This window comes from Pseudomonas sp. ATCC PTA-122608 (assembly GCF_001952855.1).
In the GTDB taxonomy this organism is placed as follows: Bacteria; Pseudomonadota; Gammaproteobacteria; order Pseudomonadales; family Pseudomonadaceae; genus Aquipseudomonas.
In genome coordinates, this window is sequence record NZ_LPNO01000005.1 from 155,540 (window position 1) to 175,078 (window position 19,539).

Here is a 19,539-nt window from a genome sequence, read left to right on the forward strand (position 1 = left end):
GTCATACCCCATTTGGAAGTTGAGGCCTGGCATGCGGATTACTCAAGCGACCCTGGAACACCTGGACCTGTTGACCCCGCTTTTCGTCAAATACCGTGAGTTCTACGGTGCGCTGCCTTTCCCTGATTCGAGCCGCGCCTTTCTGGAAAAACGCCTGCGCCGCAAGGAATCCGTGATCTATCTGGCGTTGGCCGACGATGACGACAAGAAACTGCTCGGTTTCTGCCAGCTGTATCCAAGCTTTTCATCGCTGTCCCTCAAGCGCGTGTGGATCCTCAACGACATCTACGTCGCCGAAGACGCACGCCGTCAGTTGGTGGCCGACAACCTGATGCGTACCGCGAAGAAGATGGCCAAGGAAACTCACGCCGTGCGCCTGCGTGTGTCCACCAGCAGCGACAATCTGGTGGCGCAGAAGACCTACGAGTCCATCGGTTTTCGGGAAGACACCGAGTTCAAGAACTACGTGCTGCCCATCAGCGATGACTGACATCTATTAACCAAAGCTCATGCATCGGTTGTGGGAGGCCCCTCCCACACTGACTCTGTGCCTGGAATAAGATCGATGTCGCGACATCCCCCGCTACAAAACCAACACGCTTTTCACGACTCTATCCGTATAATGCGGACCTTTCAGGGTCGTAAGAATTACGCCGCAACCTTGTAGCCCTTATTACCCGAAGCCTCCGCACAGGCCCGCTGAGCCAGGCCATTCACACAGGTGCCATCCATGGATTTCAACCCGCTCGACCTTATCCTGCATCTCGACGTGTACCTCGACATGCTGGTGAGAAACTACGGAGTGTGGATATACGCCATTCTGTTCCTGGTTATCTTTTGCGAAACAGGCCTGGTGGTCATGCCCTTCCTGCCGGGTGATTCCTTGCTGTTTATTGCCGGCGCCATCGCCGCGGGCGGTGGGATGGACCCGGTATTGTTGGGCGGTTTGCTGATGCTCGCGGCCATCCTGGGTGACAGTACCAACTACGTGATCGGACGAACGGCCGGGGAACGCTTGTTCAGCAACCCCAACTCGAAAATCTTCCGCCGCGACTATCTGCAAAAAACCCACGACTTCTACGACAAGCACGGCGGCAAAACCGTGACCCTGGCGCGCTTCCTGCCGATCCTGCGCACGTTTGCACCGTTCGTCGCCGGCATCGCGAAAATGCCTTACCCGCGCTTCTTCGGTTTCAGCGTGTTCGGCACCATCCTGTGGGTCGGCGGCCTGGTGACACTGGGCTACTTCTTCGGCAACGTACCGTTCATCAAGAAAAACCTGTCGCTGCTGGTGGTGTTCATCATCCTGCTGTCGCTGGTACCGATGATCATCGGCGTGTTCCGCAGCCGCTTTGGCCGCTCGTCCTCCGAAGCCAAGCCGCAGTAACCTGCGATGTGGTCCCTGAGCGCCTGGCGTCGCCGGCGCCTGCTGGCCAAGCACCCGATTGCCGATGAAACGTGGCAGCGGGTGCGCCACCACTTGACCTTCCTCGACGGCATCACCGTTGAGCAAGACCAGTGGCTGCGGGAAGCCTGCGTGGTGTTCCTCGCCGAAAAACACCTCACCGCCCTGCCCGGCGTCGAACTGCACCAGGAACAACGCCTGCTGCTCGCTGCCCAGGCACAACTGCCGCTGATGAACCTCGGCGACCTCGACTGGTACCAGGGCTTCCACGAGATCGTGCTGTACCCCGACGACTTCCTCAGCCCCCAGCGCCATCGCGACGCCAGCGGCGTGGAACACGAGTGGGACGGCGAGCACAGCGGCGAGGCCTGGCAGCAAGGCCCGGTGATCCTCGCCTGGCCCGGTGTGCTGGCCAGCGGCAACTGGGAAGGCTACAACCTGGTGATCCACGAACTGGCCCACAAGCTGGACATGCTCAATGGCGACGCCAACGGCCTGCCGCCGTTGCACCACGACATGCGCGTGCAGGAATGGGCCGGCGTCATGCAAAGCGCCTTTGATGACCTCAACCGTCAACTGGACCACAACCCGGACGCCGAAACGCTCATAGACCCGTACGCCGCGGAAAACCCGGCCGAGTTCTTTGCCGTTACCAGCGAATATTTCTTCAGTGCCCCGGATTTGCTGGTCAGCAGTTATCCAGAGGTGTACGAACAACTGCGCCACTTCTACCGCCAGGATCCCCTGGCGCGCCTGCACCAACTGCAGGCCGGCGACGTGCGGTATCAGACTGAACGCCAAGCGTCCTACGACGTCTGACGCATGGCATCGGCGTCAGAATATGCCTATAATCGCCGCCACTTTTAGGCCAATCCGGCCATGTTCCATGGCCAACTACGGGGGCAACGCCCAATGAGCTACAGCAAGATTCCGGCTGGCAAAGACCTGCCGAACGACATCTACGTCGCCATCGAGATTCCGGCCAACCACGCGCCGATCAAATACGAAATCGACAAAGACAGCGACTGCCTGTTCGTTGACCGTTTCATGGCCACCCCGATGTTCTACCCGGCCAACTACGGTTTCATCCCTAACACCCTGGCAGACGACGGTGACCCCCTCGACGTGCTGGTCGTGACCCCTTACCCGGTTACCCCAGGCTCGGTTATCCGCGCACGCCCGGTCGGCATCCTGAACATGACTGACGATGGCGGCGGCGATGCCAAAGTTATCGCAGTACCACACGACAAGCTGTCCCAGCTGTATGTCGACGTGAAGGAATACACCGATCTGCCGCCACTGCTGCTGGAACAGATCAAACACTTCTTCGAGAACTACAAAGACCTCGAAAAAGGCAAATGGGTGAAGATCGACGGTTGGGGCAACGCAGACGCCGCCCGCGCCGAGATCATGAAGTCGGTCGCTGCCTACAAAGGCTGATACCGCTACACGCTCAAAAAAGCCCCGATTAATCGGGGCTTTTTTTGTGGGAAAAATATAAACATCCGAGCATTTTAATAAACACATTTACAGCTACTGTTTAACTAGCTTAGTTATCCGGTAGAACATTCCCTCAATAAGGAAACACCTACATACGGCAACTCAACGCATGGTTTATTTGATCTATTTTTACGGCCAGTAAACTCTGCGTTTATGAATACATCAGGTGATCGCTTAAGAGCGCTATTACGGGAAGTTCATCTTTCCGCTTCCGACTTCGCCAAGAACCGCAATGTTACGCCTCAGCACGTAAACAACTGGTTCAAACGCGGCGTCCCCATGGGCCGGCTCAACGAGTTCGCAGAACTGTTGTGCGTCACCAGCCGATGGCTGCGTACAGGCGAAGGCCCCAAACATCCACCCGCTAACTACCTACTGGAAGGAACCGATTTAGACGTCTCACACCGTATTGCCCGCGAAAACAGCGGCAACTACATCACCCACCCGGTCTCTGGCCCGGTAAAAATCGATGTGGAGATTCCCCTCCATCCCACCTTCACCTCAACCGAAAGCATCCGCCTCTCCCTGCACGCCCTTGAAACCATCGGCGTAAACCCGGAGCGGGCACTCGGTGCCTACATGGTTGGCAACAGCATGATCGACATCATCCAGGACGGAAGTACCCTCGCGATCGACTGTGGCCGCAAACAGATCATCGACGGCGAAATCTACGCGGTAGAGCACGACGGAATGCTGCGCATCAAATACCTCTACAACCGCCCCGGAGGCGGCCTGCGGATGCGCAGCCACAACAGCGCAGAGCATCCGGACGAGTTTTTGACCTACGAACAGCGGCACGAGCAGAACTTTGAGATTCTGGGTTGGGTGTTCTGGTGGGCGACACTGAATAACCGCCGACCACCAGTGCCGCTGGATGAGCATTTATTGGGCTACGAAGGCTCTAAATCGGATCCGAAGCTGGGAAATTGAGGCGAATGTGGGTATTATCCGCCGCACATTTGGTAGGGGGTTGGCGTGAAGCCGGTCCGCCCTGCCTGGCGATGCGGAGGAGTTCCCGCTGATGCCCCTTATCACCCGGGCGCGAGTTTGGGTGAACGATTTGAAGGCTGGTGAGGTTTACCAAAAATAAGCTGAACCAGTCCCCGAGAAGCCGGCCACAAGCCGGCTTTTTAATGCCTGGAAGAAATGCACTACACCTGCCAGGCATCGAGCTATTTGAGAACGCGCCAACCGCTCCAAGGCACGCAAGCCGTCTTTTCCATCCTCAGGACATTCGCCTGATACGTCGCTAAAAGCCCGCTCCAAGAACACGTTTCGCATACCTGTCGTTACCAACGACATGACGTCAAGACGTGTCGCAGAAATCAAAATATAGCGACACGTAGTGCACACATGTTTACACTGACGCCACGAAAGGGCGCCCTGATGAGCCCCTCTTACCTTTAGACGGATAAGTCAAAGACCGAGCCCCATCCATGACCGCATCCCACCTTCCCTGGCAGGCTGACAAGCCCTACAACCAGCTTCCCACTTTGCCACCGGCAACTGTTCTGGAAACCCATGCAGTGCTCAAACGCTGCATTGAGGCCCGCACAGCCCTGGCCGAATTGAAGCAAGCGGCTGAGCTGATCCCTAACCAGACAATGCTGATCAACACCATTCCATTGCTGGAGGCCAAGGATAGCTCGGAGATCGAAAGTATCGTCACCACCACGGACCTGCTCTTTCAGCACGCTCAGAATGGAGATAGCCATGCCGACCCAGCGACCAAGGAAGCACTGCGCTACCGCAGAGCCCTGCAGAAGGGTTATCAATCGTTGGCCGAACGCCCACTCTCCACCGGTACTGCAGTCGAAATCTGCCGCACGCTTAAAGGCGTGAACATGGATATACGCCGGGTGCCAGGAGTCCAGCTAGCCAACGACCGAACCGGCGAGATCATCTATACCCCACCGGAAGGCGAAGATCGCTTACGTGACATGCTCGCCAACTGGGAGCGCTTCCTGCACAACGAGACCGACCTGGATCCATTGGTACGTATGGCGGTTAGTCACTATCAATTCGAAGCCATTCACCCATTCACCGACGGCAATGGCCGTACCGGGCGAGTGCTCAACACCCTGTACCTGATCCAGGAAGGCCTGCTGAATCTACCGATTCTCTACCTTAGCCGTTACATCATTGCCCATCGAGCCGATTACTACCGCCTGTTGCTTGATGTCACTCGTGAACAAGCCTGGGAACCCTGGTTGCTGTACATGCTTAGCGCAGTAGAAGAAACCGCACGCTGGACATGTGCCAAAATTGCCGCCATCCGCAGCCTGTCCGAACACACCACACAGTTCGTTCGCGAGCAGTTGCCGAAAACCTATTCCCGCGAACTGGTGGACGTTATTTTCGAACAGCCCTATTGCCGCATCAGCAACGTCGTCGACAAACAGATTGCCCAGCGTCAAGCAGCCTCCCGTTACCTCAAAGAGCTAGTCGCCATCGGCGTTCTGCAAGAGGTTCAGGTTGGCAAGGAAAAGCTCTTCATCCATCCCAAGCTGATGCAGTTACTCACTCGCGACTACAACGACTTCAAGCCATACGCCTGAGGGGACAGCCTTACTCGATGACAATCGTCTGCCGGGATCTGCGCCCCTGAGCCGTGATGATCAGCATTTGGTCAGTAGGTTGCTGACCAAATGCATCGTTACCTCAGTGTCGGCTTAGGATCCTCACCTCGGCTGCAAACAATCCAGCGCTCGATCCACCACCACCTTCGACATTTCCACCAAATGCATCACCGCCCGCTGCGAACCATTCAGCGGCTCGGTCGACGCCTGGGCGGTCGCCACGGCGCAATGCAGCAACTCGGCAGCATGGGCCAGCGCATCTTCGAAACTCAGTTCGTCATCAACGGTAAACGGGGTGGGTGAAGGCTGCGCGTCCGGCGCTTTGAGGTAGCGATCAATCACTCGGCGTGAGGCATCAGTGTCGCGGAGTAAGGCTTTATGGAATGCGGGTGGATCGGGGGTAACTTTGACCATGGTAGAACTCCTAGCAGTGAGTTGAACCACTAACCTCTCGCGACTAAACGATCAGAAGGTGGCAGCTGTACGCAGGTTAGTCGACCGGCCGCTAGGCACCGGCGCACCCGAAGGTGCCCTGCGCACAGCCACCATAAAGTGCAGGCGATAAATACCTGGCTTTGAGATGGCGCTGTACGCCTAGCGTTATCCGGGCGACTAAACCCGATCACCGAATATGCGGTGACGGAACGCAGACTAGTCGCGGGATTTTGCTGGCGCAAGCGCTTGGAATTCTCTAGGAAACGTCCTGCAAATGAAAGGGATGAGTCTTCCTGGCCATTCCCAATCACGCCACTTCTTGACTCTCCCCCTAAGGTCACACCTCACCCTGAACCCCCAATTTTCAGGACTCCACCGCCATGAGCCAACGCATCCTGGTCATCCTCGGCCACCCTTCCAGCACCAGCTTCTGCTCCGCCCTCACCGACACCTACATCACCAGCGCCAAAACAGCCGGCCACGAAGTGCGCGTCCTGCGCCTGGGCGACCTGGCTTTCGACCCGATCCTCCACAATGGCTACAGCCTGATCCAACCCTTGGAACCCGACCTGCTCGGCGCCCAATCCGACATCCTGTGGGCCAATCACCTGACGTTTGTTTTTCCCATCTGGTGGGGTGGCATCCCGGCGTTGATGAAGGGGTTTATCGACCGAATTTTCCTGTCCGGTTTCGCCTTCAAATACCGCAAAGGCAACGCCTTCCCCGACAAACTCCTGAAGGGCCGAACCGCGCATTTGCTGGTGACCCTGGACACGCCGCCGTGGTATTACAGGTGGTTCTACCGCATGCCCGCGCTGCACCAGATGCGCAAGACGACGCTGGAGTTTTGTGGCATCCAGCCGATCAAGACGCTGTTGTTCGGACCGGTACTCGGCTCCACGCCACAGCAACGGGACCGATGGCTACAACAGGCCAGTACTCTCTTAGGGAAAAGGACTTTTCATGTACATCGGCAAAGCTGCTCAGTTGTCGGGCACCACGATCAAGGCGATTCGTCACTATGAGGCAATCGGCCTGTTGCCGCCGCCGCAGCGGGAGGGCCGCTATCGGATCTATTCAGCACAAAGCGTCGAGCTCCTGATGTTTATCAAGTGCGCCCAGCAGCTGGGCTTCAAGCTCAAGGAACTGCAGGGCATTCTGCATAACGCGCAGGGCGATGAGCTGCCTTGGCATAAGGCAAATAAAGCGATTGCAGACAAAAAACAGCAACTGTCCCATCAGATTGAAGCTCTCCAACGGGTGTATACGGACCTGGTCAAGTTTGAAGCGAACTGGACCGGTCACTGTCAGCCTGAGTAATGTCCGGTTGCCAGTGAATGACCTTCGCCTAAAGCGTAGTAGCAACTAGCCACCCCCTGTAGTAGGCTCCTAACCAATTGACAACACCTCCCAGGCCCGGCAGTACAAGGCAGTTACCATGTCACAGCGAAGGATCCGCTCTGTTGGCCCAAGGCTCTGCTTTACCTGCCTAACGGCCCCCGCTCACTCCAGGCTCTCACATGACTGATCTTCCCCCTTCGATCGCCCACCGGCGTTTATCGGAGGCGACGCCCCCTGCGCTGCAAACACCTCTGCGCGAAGCGCGTTTCAACCTTTCGCGGGATGTGGTGCTGCCTGCACGCACCCGGCTGCAGTTGGACGAGTGCCTGGCGCGCCTGCGCTTTCATACGAAAATTTACCAGGACTGGGGCTTTGCTGCCGTAGACCCGATGGGCATGACCGCCATCTTGAACTTCTATGGCCCGCCCGGCACCGGCAAGACCTTATGTGCAGAGGCCCTCGCCGGTCAGCTTGGGCTGCCGTTCATGGCACTGGGTATCGCCGAGTTGGAAAGCAAGTTCATGGGCGATACGGCCAAGAACATTCAGGCGACCTTCGAACAGGCCCGGCAAACCGGGGCGCTGCTGTTCTTCGATGAAGCCGACACGTTGCTCGGCAAGCGCTTGTCGTCCGTCACCCAGGGCGTGGACAACGAGGTCAATGCCATGCGCTCGACCTTGCTGATCGAGCTGGAGCGTTTCGAGGGCATCGTGGTGTTTGCCACCAATTTTGCCAAGAATTATGACGAGGCCTTTCGCAGCAGGATCGGTTACCACGTCGAATTCTGTTTGCCCGACCTGGGCGCCCGGCAACAGCTTTGGGAGCGTTTCCTGGTGCCGCAGATTCCGCTGGCCGGGCCGCGCGGAGCGTTGATCGACAGTGCCAGCCTGCGTTCCGACGGGCTATCTGGCCGAGAAATCCGCACGTGCATGCGCCTGGCACTGCCCAAGTCGTTTCTTGCCGCCGAGAAAAACGGCGGGCCCCCGTGCCTGCACGCCGAGCACTTGCACGCGGCTATCGATGAAGTCCTGGCCAGTCACCTCCAGGTAGCAACACCGCCTCCCACCCGAATACACAGCGAGCAGGACGTGGCTCGTGCCAAAAGCCTGCTAGGCCTTCAATAACTTAATAATGAGCAACGTCATGGGAATTCTTTCAAAAATGTGGGGCGGCATCAAAAAAGCTGCCTCGTCGGCCTGGGAAAAGACTAAGGAAGTAGCCAGAGAAGCTATCGGCTTGATGGCAGAAAAGGCTGAGACGTTTGTCGGCACAGTCAAAAGCGTCTGGCAGAAGGTGAAGCCCTTTATTGAAAAGGTCGTACAGCCGGCTCTGAAGCTCGCCGTGCAATGGACTTCGGCCGCGTTGCCCGCCTTTCCTTGGGTCGCCGGAGCCATCGCAGCCTTCGACAAAGCGCTGGATGCCTTGGTGGCCTGGGACAAGACCGTCATGGCGAAAAAACTCGATGCCGCCATTCACTGGGTCATTCAGAGAGCCAAGGACCTGCACGACATAAACCTCAGTAAAGAGGAAATGGCCACCGCGGCAGAACACGAAGCAACCTTCCGCGAGGCCCGCAGCGAGGTGCGCGGTGATGCCGCCAAGGCCATCGACCTGGCCAGCCTGATTACCAGCTATGCACAGCTCAATACGCGCATCACTCACGTCATGGAAAACAACAACATTGAGGACTTTGAGCACTACCTGCGCTTGCGTGCCGCGCAAAAATTGCTCAAGGACACCGAAAAACGCCTGATGCTGGCGCAAGACATCCACGTTATCAATGCCGACGACCTGTTCCTTATGGAGATCGGCGCCGAGCTGCTGAAGAAAACTCCGAGCATCAGCGACGCCGACACCCAACGTCTGGACGAAGTCATCTACGCGCGCTTCCAGCAGAAGTTGATCCCGTTCGTGTTCGAAGAAATGATCATGGCCTGGGGCTGCAACCTGGACACCATGGAGCAGGAATGGAAAGCCCAGAGCCAAGCCATCGCCAAGGATCAGGTGCTGCTGCGCCGTCTGGAAATCGGCCAGCGTCTGTCTGAACTGGATGCTGAAGAGGCCGCGATACTGGCCGACCTGCAGGCCAAGGTGCCGGCCCTCAAAGCCCAGATGGACAGCAAGCGCAAACGCGCCAATGAAATGCGCAGCTACGTGTTTGCCGCCGAAGGTTTCCTGCAGATGCTGGAAAAAAATCCCGAGGATTTCGCCGACAAGGAATACCTGCTCGAAGACAGCAGCGCAGCCGGGATGATCATCATCGAGTGTGCCCAGCACGGTAAGCAATGGGAGGAGCTCAGCGAGTCCGAGCAGTTCCTGATCATCGATTTCGCCAATATCTTTGAGGAAGCCAGTCGCGCCCGAGCGGCCAGGCTGGTCGAGGTGGTGGCGTGAAGTTCGACGAAATCATCGCGTTCCTGATCCCGGGAAACGACCCCATACAGCTGTTTTTTGGCGGCCTGTTTCTGATCCTGATCGCCGCGACGCTGATCGGCGTATGGCGTGGCGCTACCTCAGAGTCCTGGGAAAAGCGATGGAACGGCAACGGTCAAGTCGATGACTTGGACGTGGAACACGGCTCGGTCAATGAGATCAGTGCTGCCGTGGCCAGCCCCGGCGAAAAGCTCGCGGACATCATGCCCGGCATCCTGCTGATCCTGGGGCTGCTCGGTACGTTCCTCGGCTTGGGTATCGCCCTGAACAAGGCCTCGACCATCCTGCTCGAAGCCAATGCAGGGGGCGGCATGGACAATGCCATGGCCAACCTGATGGGCATGATGGAAGGCTTGGGCACCAAGTTCAAAACATCCACCTGGGGCATCATGGCTTTCCTGCTGCTCAAGGCGTGGTCGGCCCGCAATGGCTACGAGGAGCGACGCCTGCGTTGGTGTGTCGGCAAGATGAAAGCCGCGTTCGACTTCAGCCGCCTGGCACAACAGCAGGAACGCCAGCAAACCCAATATGCACTGATCGAGGCCTTGGGCAGGATTGACCAGACACTGGTCAGCCAAGGGCAAGCAAATCACGCGTTGCTTGAAACCCAATGCACACTGAACAAGCATTCTGGCGCCATCCAGGTTGCCACTCACAAGGCTGTCCAGACATTGCAGCAGGCCCTGGTGCCCGAGATGCAGGCCCTCAACGCCAGCAACGCTCAAGCTCGTGATGCGCTGCAAGAGACGCTGACTCACCTGCATCAACACGGCGTCACGCTGGGTGCGACCCACTCGGCCATCCAGGACCTGCAACAAGCCCTGTTGCCCGAGGTGCAGACGCTTAACACCAGCAATAACCAGGCACGCGATGCCCTGCTGGAAACCGTCACGCATCTGCAGCAACACGGCATCACGGCGAGCGCGACCCACTCCGCAGTTCAGGATCTGCAGCAAGCCCTGCTGCCCGAAGTTCAGAACCTCAACACCCACGCCGAGCAAGCGCTGGAGGCTTTGCGCGACACCGCCAGCACTCAGCAACAGAACAACGAAGGGCAGAAACAACAGCTCAAGGCCGCCCATGCCGCGCAAAAAAGCCTGGAGCATATGGAGGCCAATATCAGCAACCTGGCAGCGATTTCCGAGGCGGCCACGCAGATGGCCGGTGCTGCCAGCGATGTGGGCCTGTCAGCCAAGGAACTGCAGTCGGCTATCGGTGGTTTCAAGGATGGTGTTGCCGATGTACTGGGCAGTATCAAGCAAGACTTGGGCAGTACCATCGGCCAGATGGGAGACAGCTTCACAGACAATATGGCCACTATGTCCGCGACCATGGCCAACGCCACCGGCGGTATTTCAACAGCCGTCACCAACCTGTCCAGTAGCGTCGGCCAGACGATGGACAAGATACAGAAGTCAAACGAAGACTCGATGGCAATCCAGAAGAATGCCCAAATCGAATTCCTGGGGACCAGCGAAAACCTGAACATAAATATTGGGAGCATGACCGACCTGGTCGGGGACCTGCGTGAACGCATTGTCTCTGGGCTCAAGGCCGTGTCGGAAAGCAGTCGGGGCATGATCGCCGTCAACTCTAAATTCCAGGACGTCACTGAAAAAGCCGCCCGTAGCGCCGTCGCAATCGAGGAACTCGTCGCTGAACTGCAAAAGCTCCAACACGCCAGCCCCTTGCAACCGGTAATGGATACCGTCGCAGGCCGGGTCGAGATGATCGGGCATAGCCTGCAGCGCCTGGACGAGCACCTGCTCGCACTCAAGTCGGCTGCCGACGACGAGCGACAGTTACACGCGATTGGCCAACTGCAGGCCCCGCTGCAACGGATTGTAGAGCGGCTTGAAAACCCCGCCCCGCGCCTCAAGCCCTTGAGTCTCAGTGCCGTAGAGGCGTGAAGGTTTCCCCATGAAAGACAAACCAAATGAATGGGTGTCCATCGCTGACCTGATGGCCGGAGTCATGGCCGTGGTCATGTTGCTACTGGTGATGTCGGTGCTGCAAAAGACCTACTCCGACCTCAAGCACAAGCAGGAGATGGAAAAAAGCAGCACCTCACAACGCGAAAAGGTTGGCGCGATTCTCAGCCAACTCAAGGCCTCGCTGGAAACCAGTGATAACGACGGGTTGGTTGTGCTGGACATCAACACGCAGAAGATGACCTTGCGGGACGGTATTTTCGGCCGCGGCAGCGCCTGTGTCACTGATCAGGCCAAACTGGCGTTCGCCAGTATCGAGGCGCGTATCGCTGACTTCCTGGCCACCTTCAGCAGCGGAAAAGTGTATATCGAAGGCCATACCGACAACTTGCCCGTATCACGCCCAGTGACCAACTTCGAGGCGTTTTGCACGGTATACGACGACAACTTCACTCTGTCCGCCGCACGCGCCCGAGAGGCCCGCAAGTTGATCATCGGCGACCTCGACACGGCCAGCGCAAAACGCGTGGTGGTGGCCGGCTACGGCGACTCCCAGCCCATTCCCGGCATCGCCCCCGAGGACGCACAACAACGGCGTATCGAAGTGCGCTGGGTGATTCAGGAAGATCGCTAGGCAGGCTTCACCCCACTTTTCACTACAGACAAAGGATTACAGCAATGGGTATCACCTACCGACCGGATGATGACCTGGCGTTTCTCCAGTACTGCACAGAGGACGACATCCGCCAACTGGCCAAGTACCTGATGTTCGATGACGACGGCGAAAAACGCGTGGCCAGCGAGATTGCCGACGACCCGCAATTCAAACAGCTTGAGGGACAGCCGAACCAATGGCGCCAATGCTGGAAGTTGGTCGCCGGTGAGCTGCAGCATTTTGCCGGTGACTCCATCGTCAACCTGTTCCGCCGCCAGGGTGTTTTGTACCGGGAAATGCTCAGCGACGTCTGCGACAAGGCAAAAGCCAAATACGACAGTAAAGCGTCGGCCTATGACATCGAAAACACGCTGATCGAACGGCTGGTCGCACAGTCCTGGGACAGCATGTCCGATGCTGAAAAACACAAGGCCATGGAATCGATGAACCTGCCAGACGCCATTGATTCGATGCCGATAGTGGCCATCATCAAGGCGATCAGCTCAGGCGGTAAAGGCTCGTTCGAGTGGTCGGCGTGGCTCGCGACCTCCGCGCGCCAGTTCTTCGGTAGCGCTGCCGCCATGGGCGCAGGCGGCGCCGCTGCGTTGATAGGCGGGCGCGCCGTGGCCGCTTTCGCAGGGCCGGTAGCGGCGTTGGCCATTACCATTCCGATGTTCAGCGGCGCCGCCTACCGAGTCACGATTCCGGCGGTTATCCAGATCGCCTACATGCGCCGAAAATACGAAAAAGAGGACCGTTTCTAATGCAAGCTGCCGCCGACCTGCTGCAAAAAATCTGGGTGCTCGATGAGTCCGCCTTCTCCAAAAAACTGCTGGATGCGCTGGCACAGGGCAAAGCCGTCATCCATGACGGCGTGGCCTACTGGAAAGCAGGCAGCGGCGAGACCGGCATCATCCAGCACTTGCCGTTCAAGGAGACGCTGATCAAGTCTGCTGAAGAGGCGATCAAAGCCGCACAAATGACCACGGTCCTGGCTGCGGCTGCCTCGACGTGCGTGATCCTCGGCGCCCTGATCATCCAGACCAAATACCTGGCCGCCAAGCTCGATAAGATCCAGAGCACTGTCGACGAAATATCCAAAGACCTGCACTCGCAAAACATCATCTACTACATGGACAAGGTCACCGACTACATCGGCGCCATAGAGGTCGCCCGTACGCTGCTGAAAGACCGCAGCCTGGCCCATGAAATCAAGGAAGTGGCCTACCCGCTTCTGGCCACGGCAGCCGCCAAGCGCAACCACGCATTGTCGTTCATCGATAACATTCTGAACCTTGCGCACAACAGCAACGAGCTGACCAACAAGCACTATGAGCTGGTGGTTAACTTCGCTCACATGATGCTGGAAATCATGCCGCTGGGCATGCACACCGAGTACCTGCTGGCCGCTCGCGTCGGTAAACCGCAGTTGGCACAACAAATTCTGGAGGATGGTTCCGAGCGCTATCAAGGCGCTATTGGGCTCTATAAAGGCTTCCTCAATGACCAACATCGCCAACTGGTCCGCGGCAGCATCGGCGATAAAGCTGAAACCTTCCACCGCATCGAACACCGAGCCAAACAGCTGATCGACTCGGAAGAAAACCGGTTGTTACTGTCGCTGCCCAACGGTCGCATGGCGGTGCTCCAGGCTGCTTAATGTGGCTCCAACCCCAATCGCTTGCCCGCAAGCGATTGGGATATACATAGCCTCACGTGACCTCAAGCCTTCCTCGCAGCTCGGCCACCCGCGCCCTTTCCGCCCGCAACGCCCGCTTTAACTCACGATTCTCCATCTCCCGGATCTTCGCCCAGCGTGTCGCGGTGCGACAGCCCATCACAAACTTCCAGATCTCCCGAAGCCGCAGGTACTGCATCAACAACACCAGCAGAATCACACCGATCAACAACAACGCACCTGTCGAAATCAACTCCGACATACCCATGTCCTTTTTCCTTTTTTTAGCTTCGGGCAATCCCGAAGACAGCCACACGATATGTAGCCTTTGATTACAGGTCCATACTGTGGACAGATACAGGTAAAGTAATGGCACACATGGGAGGGGTCATGAAACGCAAGCAATCCATTGAGCAAGTACGTTGGGACCTGGCACTTCGCTATCGCTTGATCGAGACAGTCGCCTGGTGGGAAGGGCGCCTGACCACGGGGCACTTGATCCAAAGCTTCGGCATCAGCCGGCAGCAGGCGTCGAAGGACATCAACACGTACATCAACGAGCATGCGCCCCGAAACTTGACATATGACAAGCAGCTCAAGGGCTATGTCCCGAGCAAACTGTTCAAGCCAAGGTTCATCGACGACAGCGCCAGCGCCTATTTGCACCTGCTGTACCAGAACAATGAACGAGCGCCGCACATTGAAGGGCTGGCGTTGGCTTATGCCCATACCAAGGTGTTGGAAGTGCCTGACCGCAGCATTCGGCCACAGATTTTGCGCCCACTGCTCAAGGCCTGCCGCGAGGGGCTGCGCCTGGAAACCGAGTACGTTTCCCTGGCCAACCCGGAGCCGGAGATTCGCCTGATTGCGCCTCATACCCTGGTGTACACGGGTATGCGCTGGCATGTGCGGGCTTACTGCGAGAAGAACCGTAAGTACCGTGACTTTGTGCTCAGCCGCCTGAGGGGCGAGCCGGAGTTGCTGGACAAGTCGGAAAACCTGATCGACGAGGACACGGTCTGGGAGACCGCAGTGGACCTGGTGATAGCACCCGACCAGCGATTGTCGCCGACCCAGCGGGCGATCATCGAGACGGACTTCGGCATGGTCGACGGGCAGTTGGTAATCCCTAGTCGCCAGGCGCTGGTGAAATATGTCCTGCAGCGTTATCAGATCGATCCGAAGAACCTGGACCCTAAACCCGAAGCCCAGCAGATCGTGGTGAAGAACCTGCAAGAGCTGAAGCCGTGGCTGTACGATTGATCGACACCGGCTCCTCCCCGGCGCAATGCTGGGGAGAACGCGGTAATCAATAAGCTGAATCGCTGTTTTACGTAGTGCCGGGCAGCGGCTCGACACGGAAAAAATCTCCCTCCCCGTAAGCCCAATCTGATTTTCCGGACCACTCGTCCAGGCCCTAGTTTGCTGTTGCAGACTCCGACGCCTCCTCTTTGCAGAGACGTCATGGATGACTGCTTCTTCGTCCCACATTGCCCATATCGAACACGAACTGGATGGCTTTCATCGGAGCCTGGCGGTGTATCGCCAGCAGATGAGCGCCTGGTATTCGCAGGCGTTGGACAAGGTCAGCCATGCGACAGATTTGCCGTCGCTGCTGGGAATGGACCGGATCATTCGGGTGGGGGATTCGAGCAAGTCGGTGAGCATGACCGATGACAACTTCTCGACGGTGGTGCGCTGTGAGGTGGGTGGCGTACTGGAGATCGAGAGCAAGTTCGAGTCGGTGTATGACGTGCCGCTGGGAGGTATTCCGATTGAGGTGATTGGGCTGGATGACGGCAGTTCAACCGTGGTCATGCTCGATGAACAGGGGAAAGGTTTTCACCACTGCGTGGCTGGCAAGCGTTACCGGGTGCGGGTGCAGGGTGGGGTTTCGCAGGAGCAGGTCGAGGCGCTGTTTTCGTCTTACGACGGTTTGACTGCTGACCTGGAAAGTTGGCTGCGCAAGCAATGGAGTGGTTTCCGGCCGCATTGGGAAAGGTCCACTTCGAGTGCGATTGGCAGTGGCGTGCTGGCGGGAAGTTGGGCGGCGATCACCGGGGTGTGGGACGCCATCAAGCAGGTGCAGGAGATCTTCAAGGATCCCGGCCAGCTGTTTGAAAGCCTGGGGGCGAAAGCCAGCGAATTGATGGAGATGGCTCGCACTGCGCCAAAGGTGATGGAACAGGCCATGTTGTTGGCCAGTGATGAAGCGGCGCTGTACCTGATGTTGCGCACGGCGATGATTTGGCTGTCTGCGCTGCCGCCGAGTGAGGTTGCCGGGAGTACCGCCGAGGCGGTGGCCGGGTTTGTGGTGTCGCTGCTGATCGACTTGTTGGTGGCTGCGTTGCTGACGGTTGTTTTGCCGGCGGCGGGCATCGCTTATCTGAGTTCACGTGCGCTCAGGTATGGCGCTCGGATTGTTGAGGCAGCCATTGAGTTTGTGAAGGGTATTTTCGGAGTTCTTCAGAGCTTTATTGGGGCAGCGAATCGCTATAAGGCCGTGGCGGTTCGGGGCGCTGTTGAGGGTTTGAAAAAGGGTGGCGTGCAGATGCGCTGGGGGCCGCGTCAGAACACGGCGGTTCGACAGGGAGCGCATGTGGATGATGCACCGGCTTCGGCGAAAAACCCCAATGGGGATGCGTCGGTCTGCGCGGTGGATACCTGTAAAGACGGCTGCCCGGTGTCGATGGTTACCGGTGAAGAGCTGCTGACCCTCACTGACGGCTCGTTGGAGGGTGTGCTGCCGTTTGCCTGGACGCGGTTGTATCGCAGCAGTGCGGTGGAAGTGGATTGCGGGTTGGGGTTTGGCTGGAGTCATTCGCTGGCGCAGCGGTTGGTGGTGAGCGGTGAATCGGTGGTGTGGATCGATCACGAGAACGCAGCACCACGTTTCCCCTGCCCTCTGCTGCGCGGCCGGCCATCACCAATAGCCTGGCGGAAGCGGCGATTTATCTGGGTGGTTTGCCTGATGAATTAGTACTGGCTCAGGCGTCGCTTTTCTACCATTTCCGCAACGGTATGCTGACATCGATCAGCGATGCGTACGACAACCGGCTGCGCATTTCCCGCGACTATTCCGGGCGGATTCAGCGGATCGATAACCACGTTGGCCAGGGATTGCTGCTGCGGTATGACCGCGGGCATATCGTCGCGGTCGACTATCAGGTGCAGCGGGAACTCGGCTGGGTTACCGAACAGAACGTTGTTTCCTACACGTACGACGATGCGTGGCGGTTGGTTGAGGCGACCAACGCGGTAGGCGAAAGCGAACGTTATCGATACGACGATCAGCAGGTGATCCTGGAGCGGGAGCTAGCCGGTGGGGCGAGTTTCTTCTGGGAGTGGGAAAGGTCTGGCAAGGCTGCAAGGTGTGTCCGGCACTGGGCCAGCTTTTCCCAGATGGACACGCGGTATGTGTGGGACGACAACGGCACTGTCACCGTGCACAACGCCGATGGCAGCCAGGAAGTCTACGTCCACGACCAGCGCGCTCGGCTGGTGCAGCGGATCGATCCGGACGGCGCGCAGCACTTCAAATCCTACGATGAAAAAGGCCGGCTGACGGTCGAGCAGGACCCGCTGGGAGCGGTCACGGCGTATCAGTACGACGAAGCCGGTCGGTTGATTGCGCTGTTTCCCGGTGACGATGCGCCGACGTCCTACGAGCATGACAACGGGTTCGTACGGGTTGTACGCCGTGGTGACGCGGTGTGGAAATACCAGCGTAACGATCAAGGCGATATCACCCGCAAGACCGATCCGGATGGTAACTACACCGAATACACCTACACCAAACATGGAAAGCTCACCGGCGTCTGGTATCCGGATAACAGCAGCCAGCGGCTGATCTGGGACGAGCGTGGCCAGCTCACCGAAGAGAAGCTGGCGAATGGCGGAGTGCGGCGTTATCGCTACGACGACCTGGGGCGGCAGGTTGCTTGCGAGGATGAGCATGGCGCGCTGACCCAATACCAGTGGGACGCCGTAGGTCGTTTGCTGAAGGTAATTCAGCCGGGCGGCGCCACTCGCGAATTCAGCTACAACCCGTACGGAAAAATCACTGCAGAGCGCGACGAGCTGGGTCGGGTTACTCGCTATGAGTATGCCGACGGTCTGCACCTGATCAGCCGTCGGATTAATCCGGACGGCACGCAGCTCAAATACCGTTATGACAATGTCCGGCTGTTACTCACCGAGATCGAAAACGAGGCTGGGGAAACCTATCGGCTCGACTATCACGCCAATGGCCTGATCCAGCAGGAAACCGGGTTTGATGGCCGCCGCACCGCCTATGTCTACGACCTCGCCGGGCATCTGCTGGAAAAGACCGAATACGGCGATGACGGCAGTCAGTTGGTTACCGGTTATGCGCGCGATGCGGCCGGTCGCCTCGTAAGAAAAACCCTGCCCGACCGCAGCACGGTTGATTACACCTACGACCGCCTCGGCAATCTCCTCAGCGTCGACGACGGCCACTGGCCGCTGCACTACGAATACGACCTGCAAAACCGCCTCACTGCCGAGCACCAGGGCTGGGGGACGCTGCGCTACCGCTACGACGAATGCGGCCAACTCAACTACCTGCGACTGCCCGACAACAACCGCCTCGCTTTCCACCACGAAAAAGGCGGCGACCTCGCCACCGTCGAACTGAATGGCAAACCGCTCACCTCGCACCTGTTCAAATCCGGCCGTGAACATCAGCGCCAGCAAGGCCAACTCCTCAGCCACTACCACTACGACGTCCAGGGCCGCCTGCACGCCCACGCCATCAACCAACAGGAACAACGCCACCAGCGCCGCCAATACGACTACGACAAACGCGGCAACCTGACCCGCATCCTCGACACCCGTAAAGGTCAGCACGACTACCACTACGACCCACTCGACCGCCTGACCCGCGCCAACCACGAGCAAGACCTGCAGGAACGCTTCGTCCACGACCCCGCCGGCAACCTGCTGATGCAAGACCGCGTCGGCTCGAACGTCGTCAAAGGCAACCGCCTCTTGATGCAGGGCGACCGTCATTACGACTACGACGCCTTCGGCAATCTCCTGCGCGAACGTCGAGGCCGGGCGCAGCAGTTGGTTACCGAATACCGCTACGACTGCCAGCACCGACTGATCAGCGTCACCCAGCCGGACGGTATCGAGGCCGCATATCGCTACGACTCGTTTGGACGGCGGATCGCCAAAACCCTCAACGGCCAGACCACCGAGTTCTTCTGGCAAGGCGACAAGCTGATCGCCGAGCACAGCGCCGATCACCATCAGAGTTACCTCTACGAACCCAATAGCTTCCATCCGCTAGCGCTGCTCAAAGGCTACGGCCCGGAAGACGTAAAACCCTTCCACTACCAACTCGACCACCTCGGTACCCCGCAGGAACTCACCGCGCCCGACGGCGAAATCGTCTGGTCCGCCCACTACCGCGCCTACGGCCAAATCGCAAAGCTGGACGTCAACACCGTTACCAACCCACTGCGCTTCCAGGGCCAATACTTCGACCCGGAAAGCGGGCTGCACTACAACCGCCATCGCTACTACAATCCGGACATTGGCCGCTATCTGACGCCCGA

General features: G+C 58.2%; 16 protein-coding genes and 2 pseudogenes. 16 read left to right on the forward strand and 2 right to left on the reverse strand.

Annotated features, from left to right (window positions below; genetic code table 11):
- Positions 1–31 precede the first annotated feature (31 nt).
- The 6 genes from AU074_RS07060 (at position 32) to fic (ending at position 5,463) form a co-directional block, all read left to right on the forward strand.
- Positions 32–490 (forward strand): N-acetyltransferase, encoded by a 459-nt coding sequence (locus AU074_RS07060; protein WP_076014106.1) that lies wholly within the window; start codon positions 32–34, stop codon positions 488–490.
- A gap of 240 nt (positions 491–730) precedes the next feature.
- Complete coding sequence (locus AU074_RS07065; protein WP_076014107.1) at positions 731–1,387, forward strand: DedA family protein; 657 nt, start codon at positions 731–733, stop codon at positions 1,385–1,387.
- Between the two features lie 6 nt (positions 1,388–1,393).
- The gene (locus AU074_RS07070; protein ID WP_076014108.1) at positions 1,394–2,224 is read left to right on the forward strand and encodes a zinc-dependent peptidase; all 831 of its coding nucleotides are present in this window, start codon (positions 1,394–1,396) and stop codon (positions 2,222–2,224) included.
- 93 nt (positions 2,225–2,317) lie between these two features.
- A complete protein-coding gene (ppa, locus tag AU074_RS07075; protein ID WP_003176323.1) occupies positions 2,318–2,845 on the forward strand; it encodes an inorganic diphosphatase in 528 nt (175 codons plus the stop codon).
- 213 nt (positions 2,846–3,058) lie between these two features.
- Positions 3,059–3,835, forward strand: coding sequence for an XRE family transcriptional regulator (locus AU074_RS07080; RefSeq protein ID WP_076014109.1), 777 nt, complete (start codon positions 3,059–3,061; stop codon positions 3,833–3,835).
- 506 nt (positions 3,836–4,341) lie between these two features.
- Positions 4,342–5,463 (forward strand): protein adenylyltransferase Fic, encoded by a 1,122-nt coding sequence (gene fic / locus AU074_RS07085; protein WP_076014110.1) that lies wholly within the window; start codon positions 4,342–4,344, stop codon positions 5,461–5,463.
- 123 nt (positions 5,464–5,586) lie between these two features.
- On the opposite strand, the gene AU074_RS07090 is transcribed toward fic, so the two are convergent.
- Complete coding sequence (locus AU074_RS07090) at positions 5,587–5,898, reverse strand: DUF6124 family protein (RefSeq protein WP_076014111.1); 312 nt, start codon at positions 5,896–5,898, stop codon at positions 5,587–5,589.
- A 401-nt stretch (positions 5,899–6,299) separates the two neighbouring features.
- On the opposite strand from AU074_RS07090, the gene AU074_RS07095 reads away from it, so the two are divergent.
- The 8 genes and pseudogenes from AU074_RS07095 (at position 6,300) to AU074_RS07130 (ending at position 13,939) form a co-directional block, all read left to right on the forward strand.
- Positions 6,300–6,944, forward strand: a complete 645-nt coding sequence (locus tag AU074_RS07095; protein ID WP_076014112.1) for an NAD(P)H-dependent oxidoreductase — start codon at positions 6,300–6,302, stop codon at positions 6,942–6,944.
- Positions 6,883–7,239, forward strand: coding sequence for a MerR family transcriptional regulator (locus AU074_RS07100; protein WP_076014113.1), 357 nt, complete (start codon positions 6,883–6,885; stop codon positions 7,237–7,239). The genes AU074_RS07095 and AU074_RS07100 overlap by 62 nt, the downstream gene beginning before the upstream one ends.
- Before the next feature lie 200 nt (positions 7,240–7,439).
- Positions 7,440–8,384, forward strand: coding sequence for an ATP-binding protein (locus AU074_RS07105; protein WP_076014114.1), 945 nt, complete (start codon positions 7,440–7,442; stop codon positions 8,382–8,384).
- A 19-nt stretch (positions 8,385–8,403) separates the two neighbouring features.
- Positions 8,404–9,654: a hypothetical protein gene (locus tag AU074_RS07110; protein ID WP_143503547.1), complete on the forward strand. Its 1,251-nt coding sequence runs from the start codon at positions 8,404–8,406 to the stop codon at positions 9,652–9,654.
- A 1,502-nt stretch (positions 9,655–11,156) separates the two neighbouring features.
- A pseudogene (locus tag AU074_RS34795) lies at positions 11,157–11,249 on the forward strand (hypothetical protein); the annotation flags it as partial.
- A gap of 364 nt (positions 11,250–11,613) precedes the next feature.
- A complete protein-coding gene (locus tag AU074_RS07120) occupies positions 11,614–12,258 on the forward strand; it encodes an OmpA family protein (protein ID WP_076014117.1) in 645 nt (214 codons plus the stop codon).
- Positions 12,259–12,302: 44 nt separating this feature from the next.
- On the forward strand, positions 12,303–13,043 hold the full coding sequence (locus AU074_RS07125; protein WP_076014118.1) for a DUF3944 domain-containing protein: 741 nt from the start codon (positions 12,303–12,305) through the stop codon (positions 13,041–13,043).
- Positions 13,043–13,939, forward strand: a complete 897-nt coding sequence (locus AU074_RS07130) for a hypothetical protein (RefSeq protein WP_076014119.1) — start codon at positions 13,043–13,045, stop codon at positions 13,937–13,939. The genes AU074_RS07125 and AU074_RS07130 overlap by 1 nt, the downstream gene beginning before the upstream one ends.
- A gap of 52 nt (positions 13,940–13,991) precedes the next feature.
- On the opposite strand, the gene AU074_RS07135 is transcribed toward AU074_RS07130, so the two are convergent.
- Positions 13,992–14,225, reverse strand: a complete 234-nt coding sequence (locus tag AU074_RS07135; RefSeq protein ID WP_076014120.1) for a hypothetical protein — start codon at positions 14,223–14,225, stop codon at positions 13,992–13,994.
- 122 nt (positions 14,226–14,347) lie between these two features.
- On the opposite strand from AU074_RS07135, the gene AU074_RS07140 reads away from it, so the two are divergent.
- Together AU074_RS07140 and AU074_RS07145 are read left to right on the forward strand one after the other, a co-directional pair.
- Positions 14,348–15,220 (forward strand): WYL domain-containing protein, encoded by an 873-nt coding sequence (locus AU074_RS07140; RefSeq protein ID WP_076014121.1) that lies wholly within the window; start codon positions 14,348–14,350, stop codon positions 15,218–15,220.
- A gap of 205 nt (positions 15,221–15,425) precedes the next feature.
- Positions 15,426–19,539: pseudogene (locus AU074_RS07145) on the forward strand (DUF6531 domain-containing protein); the annotation flags it as partial.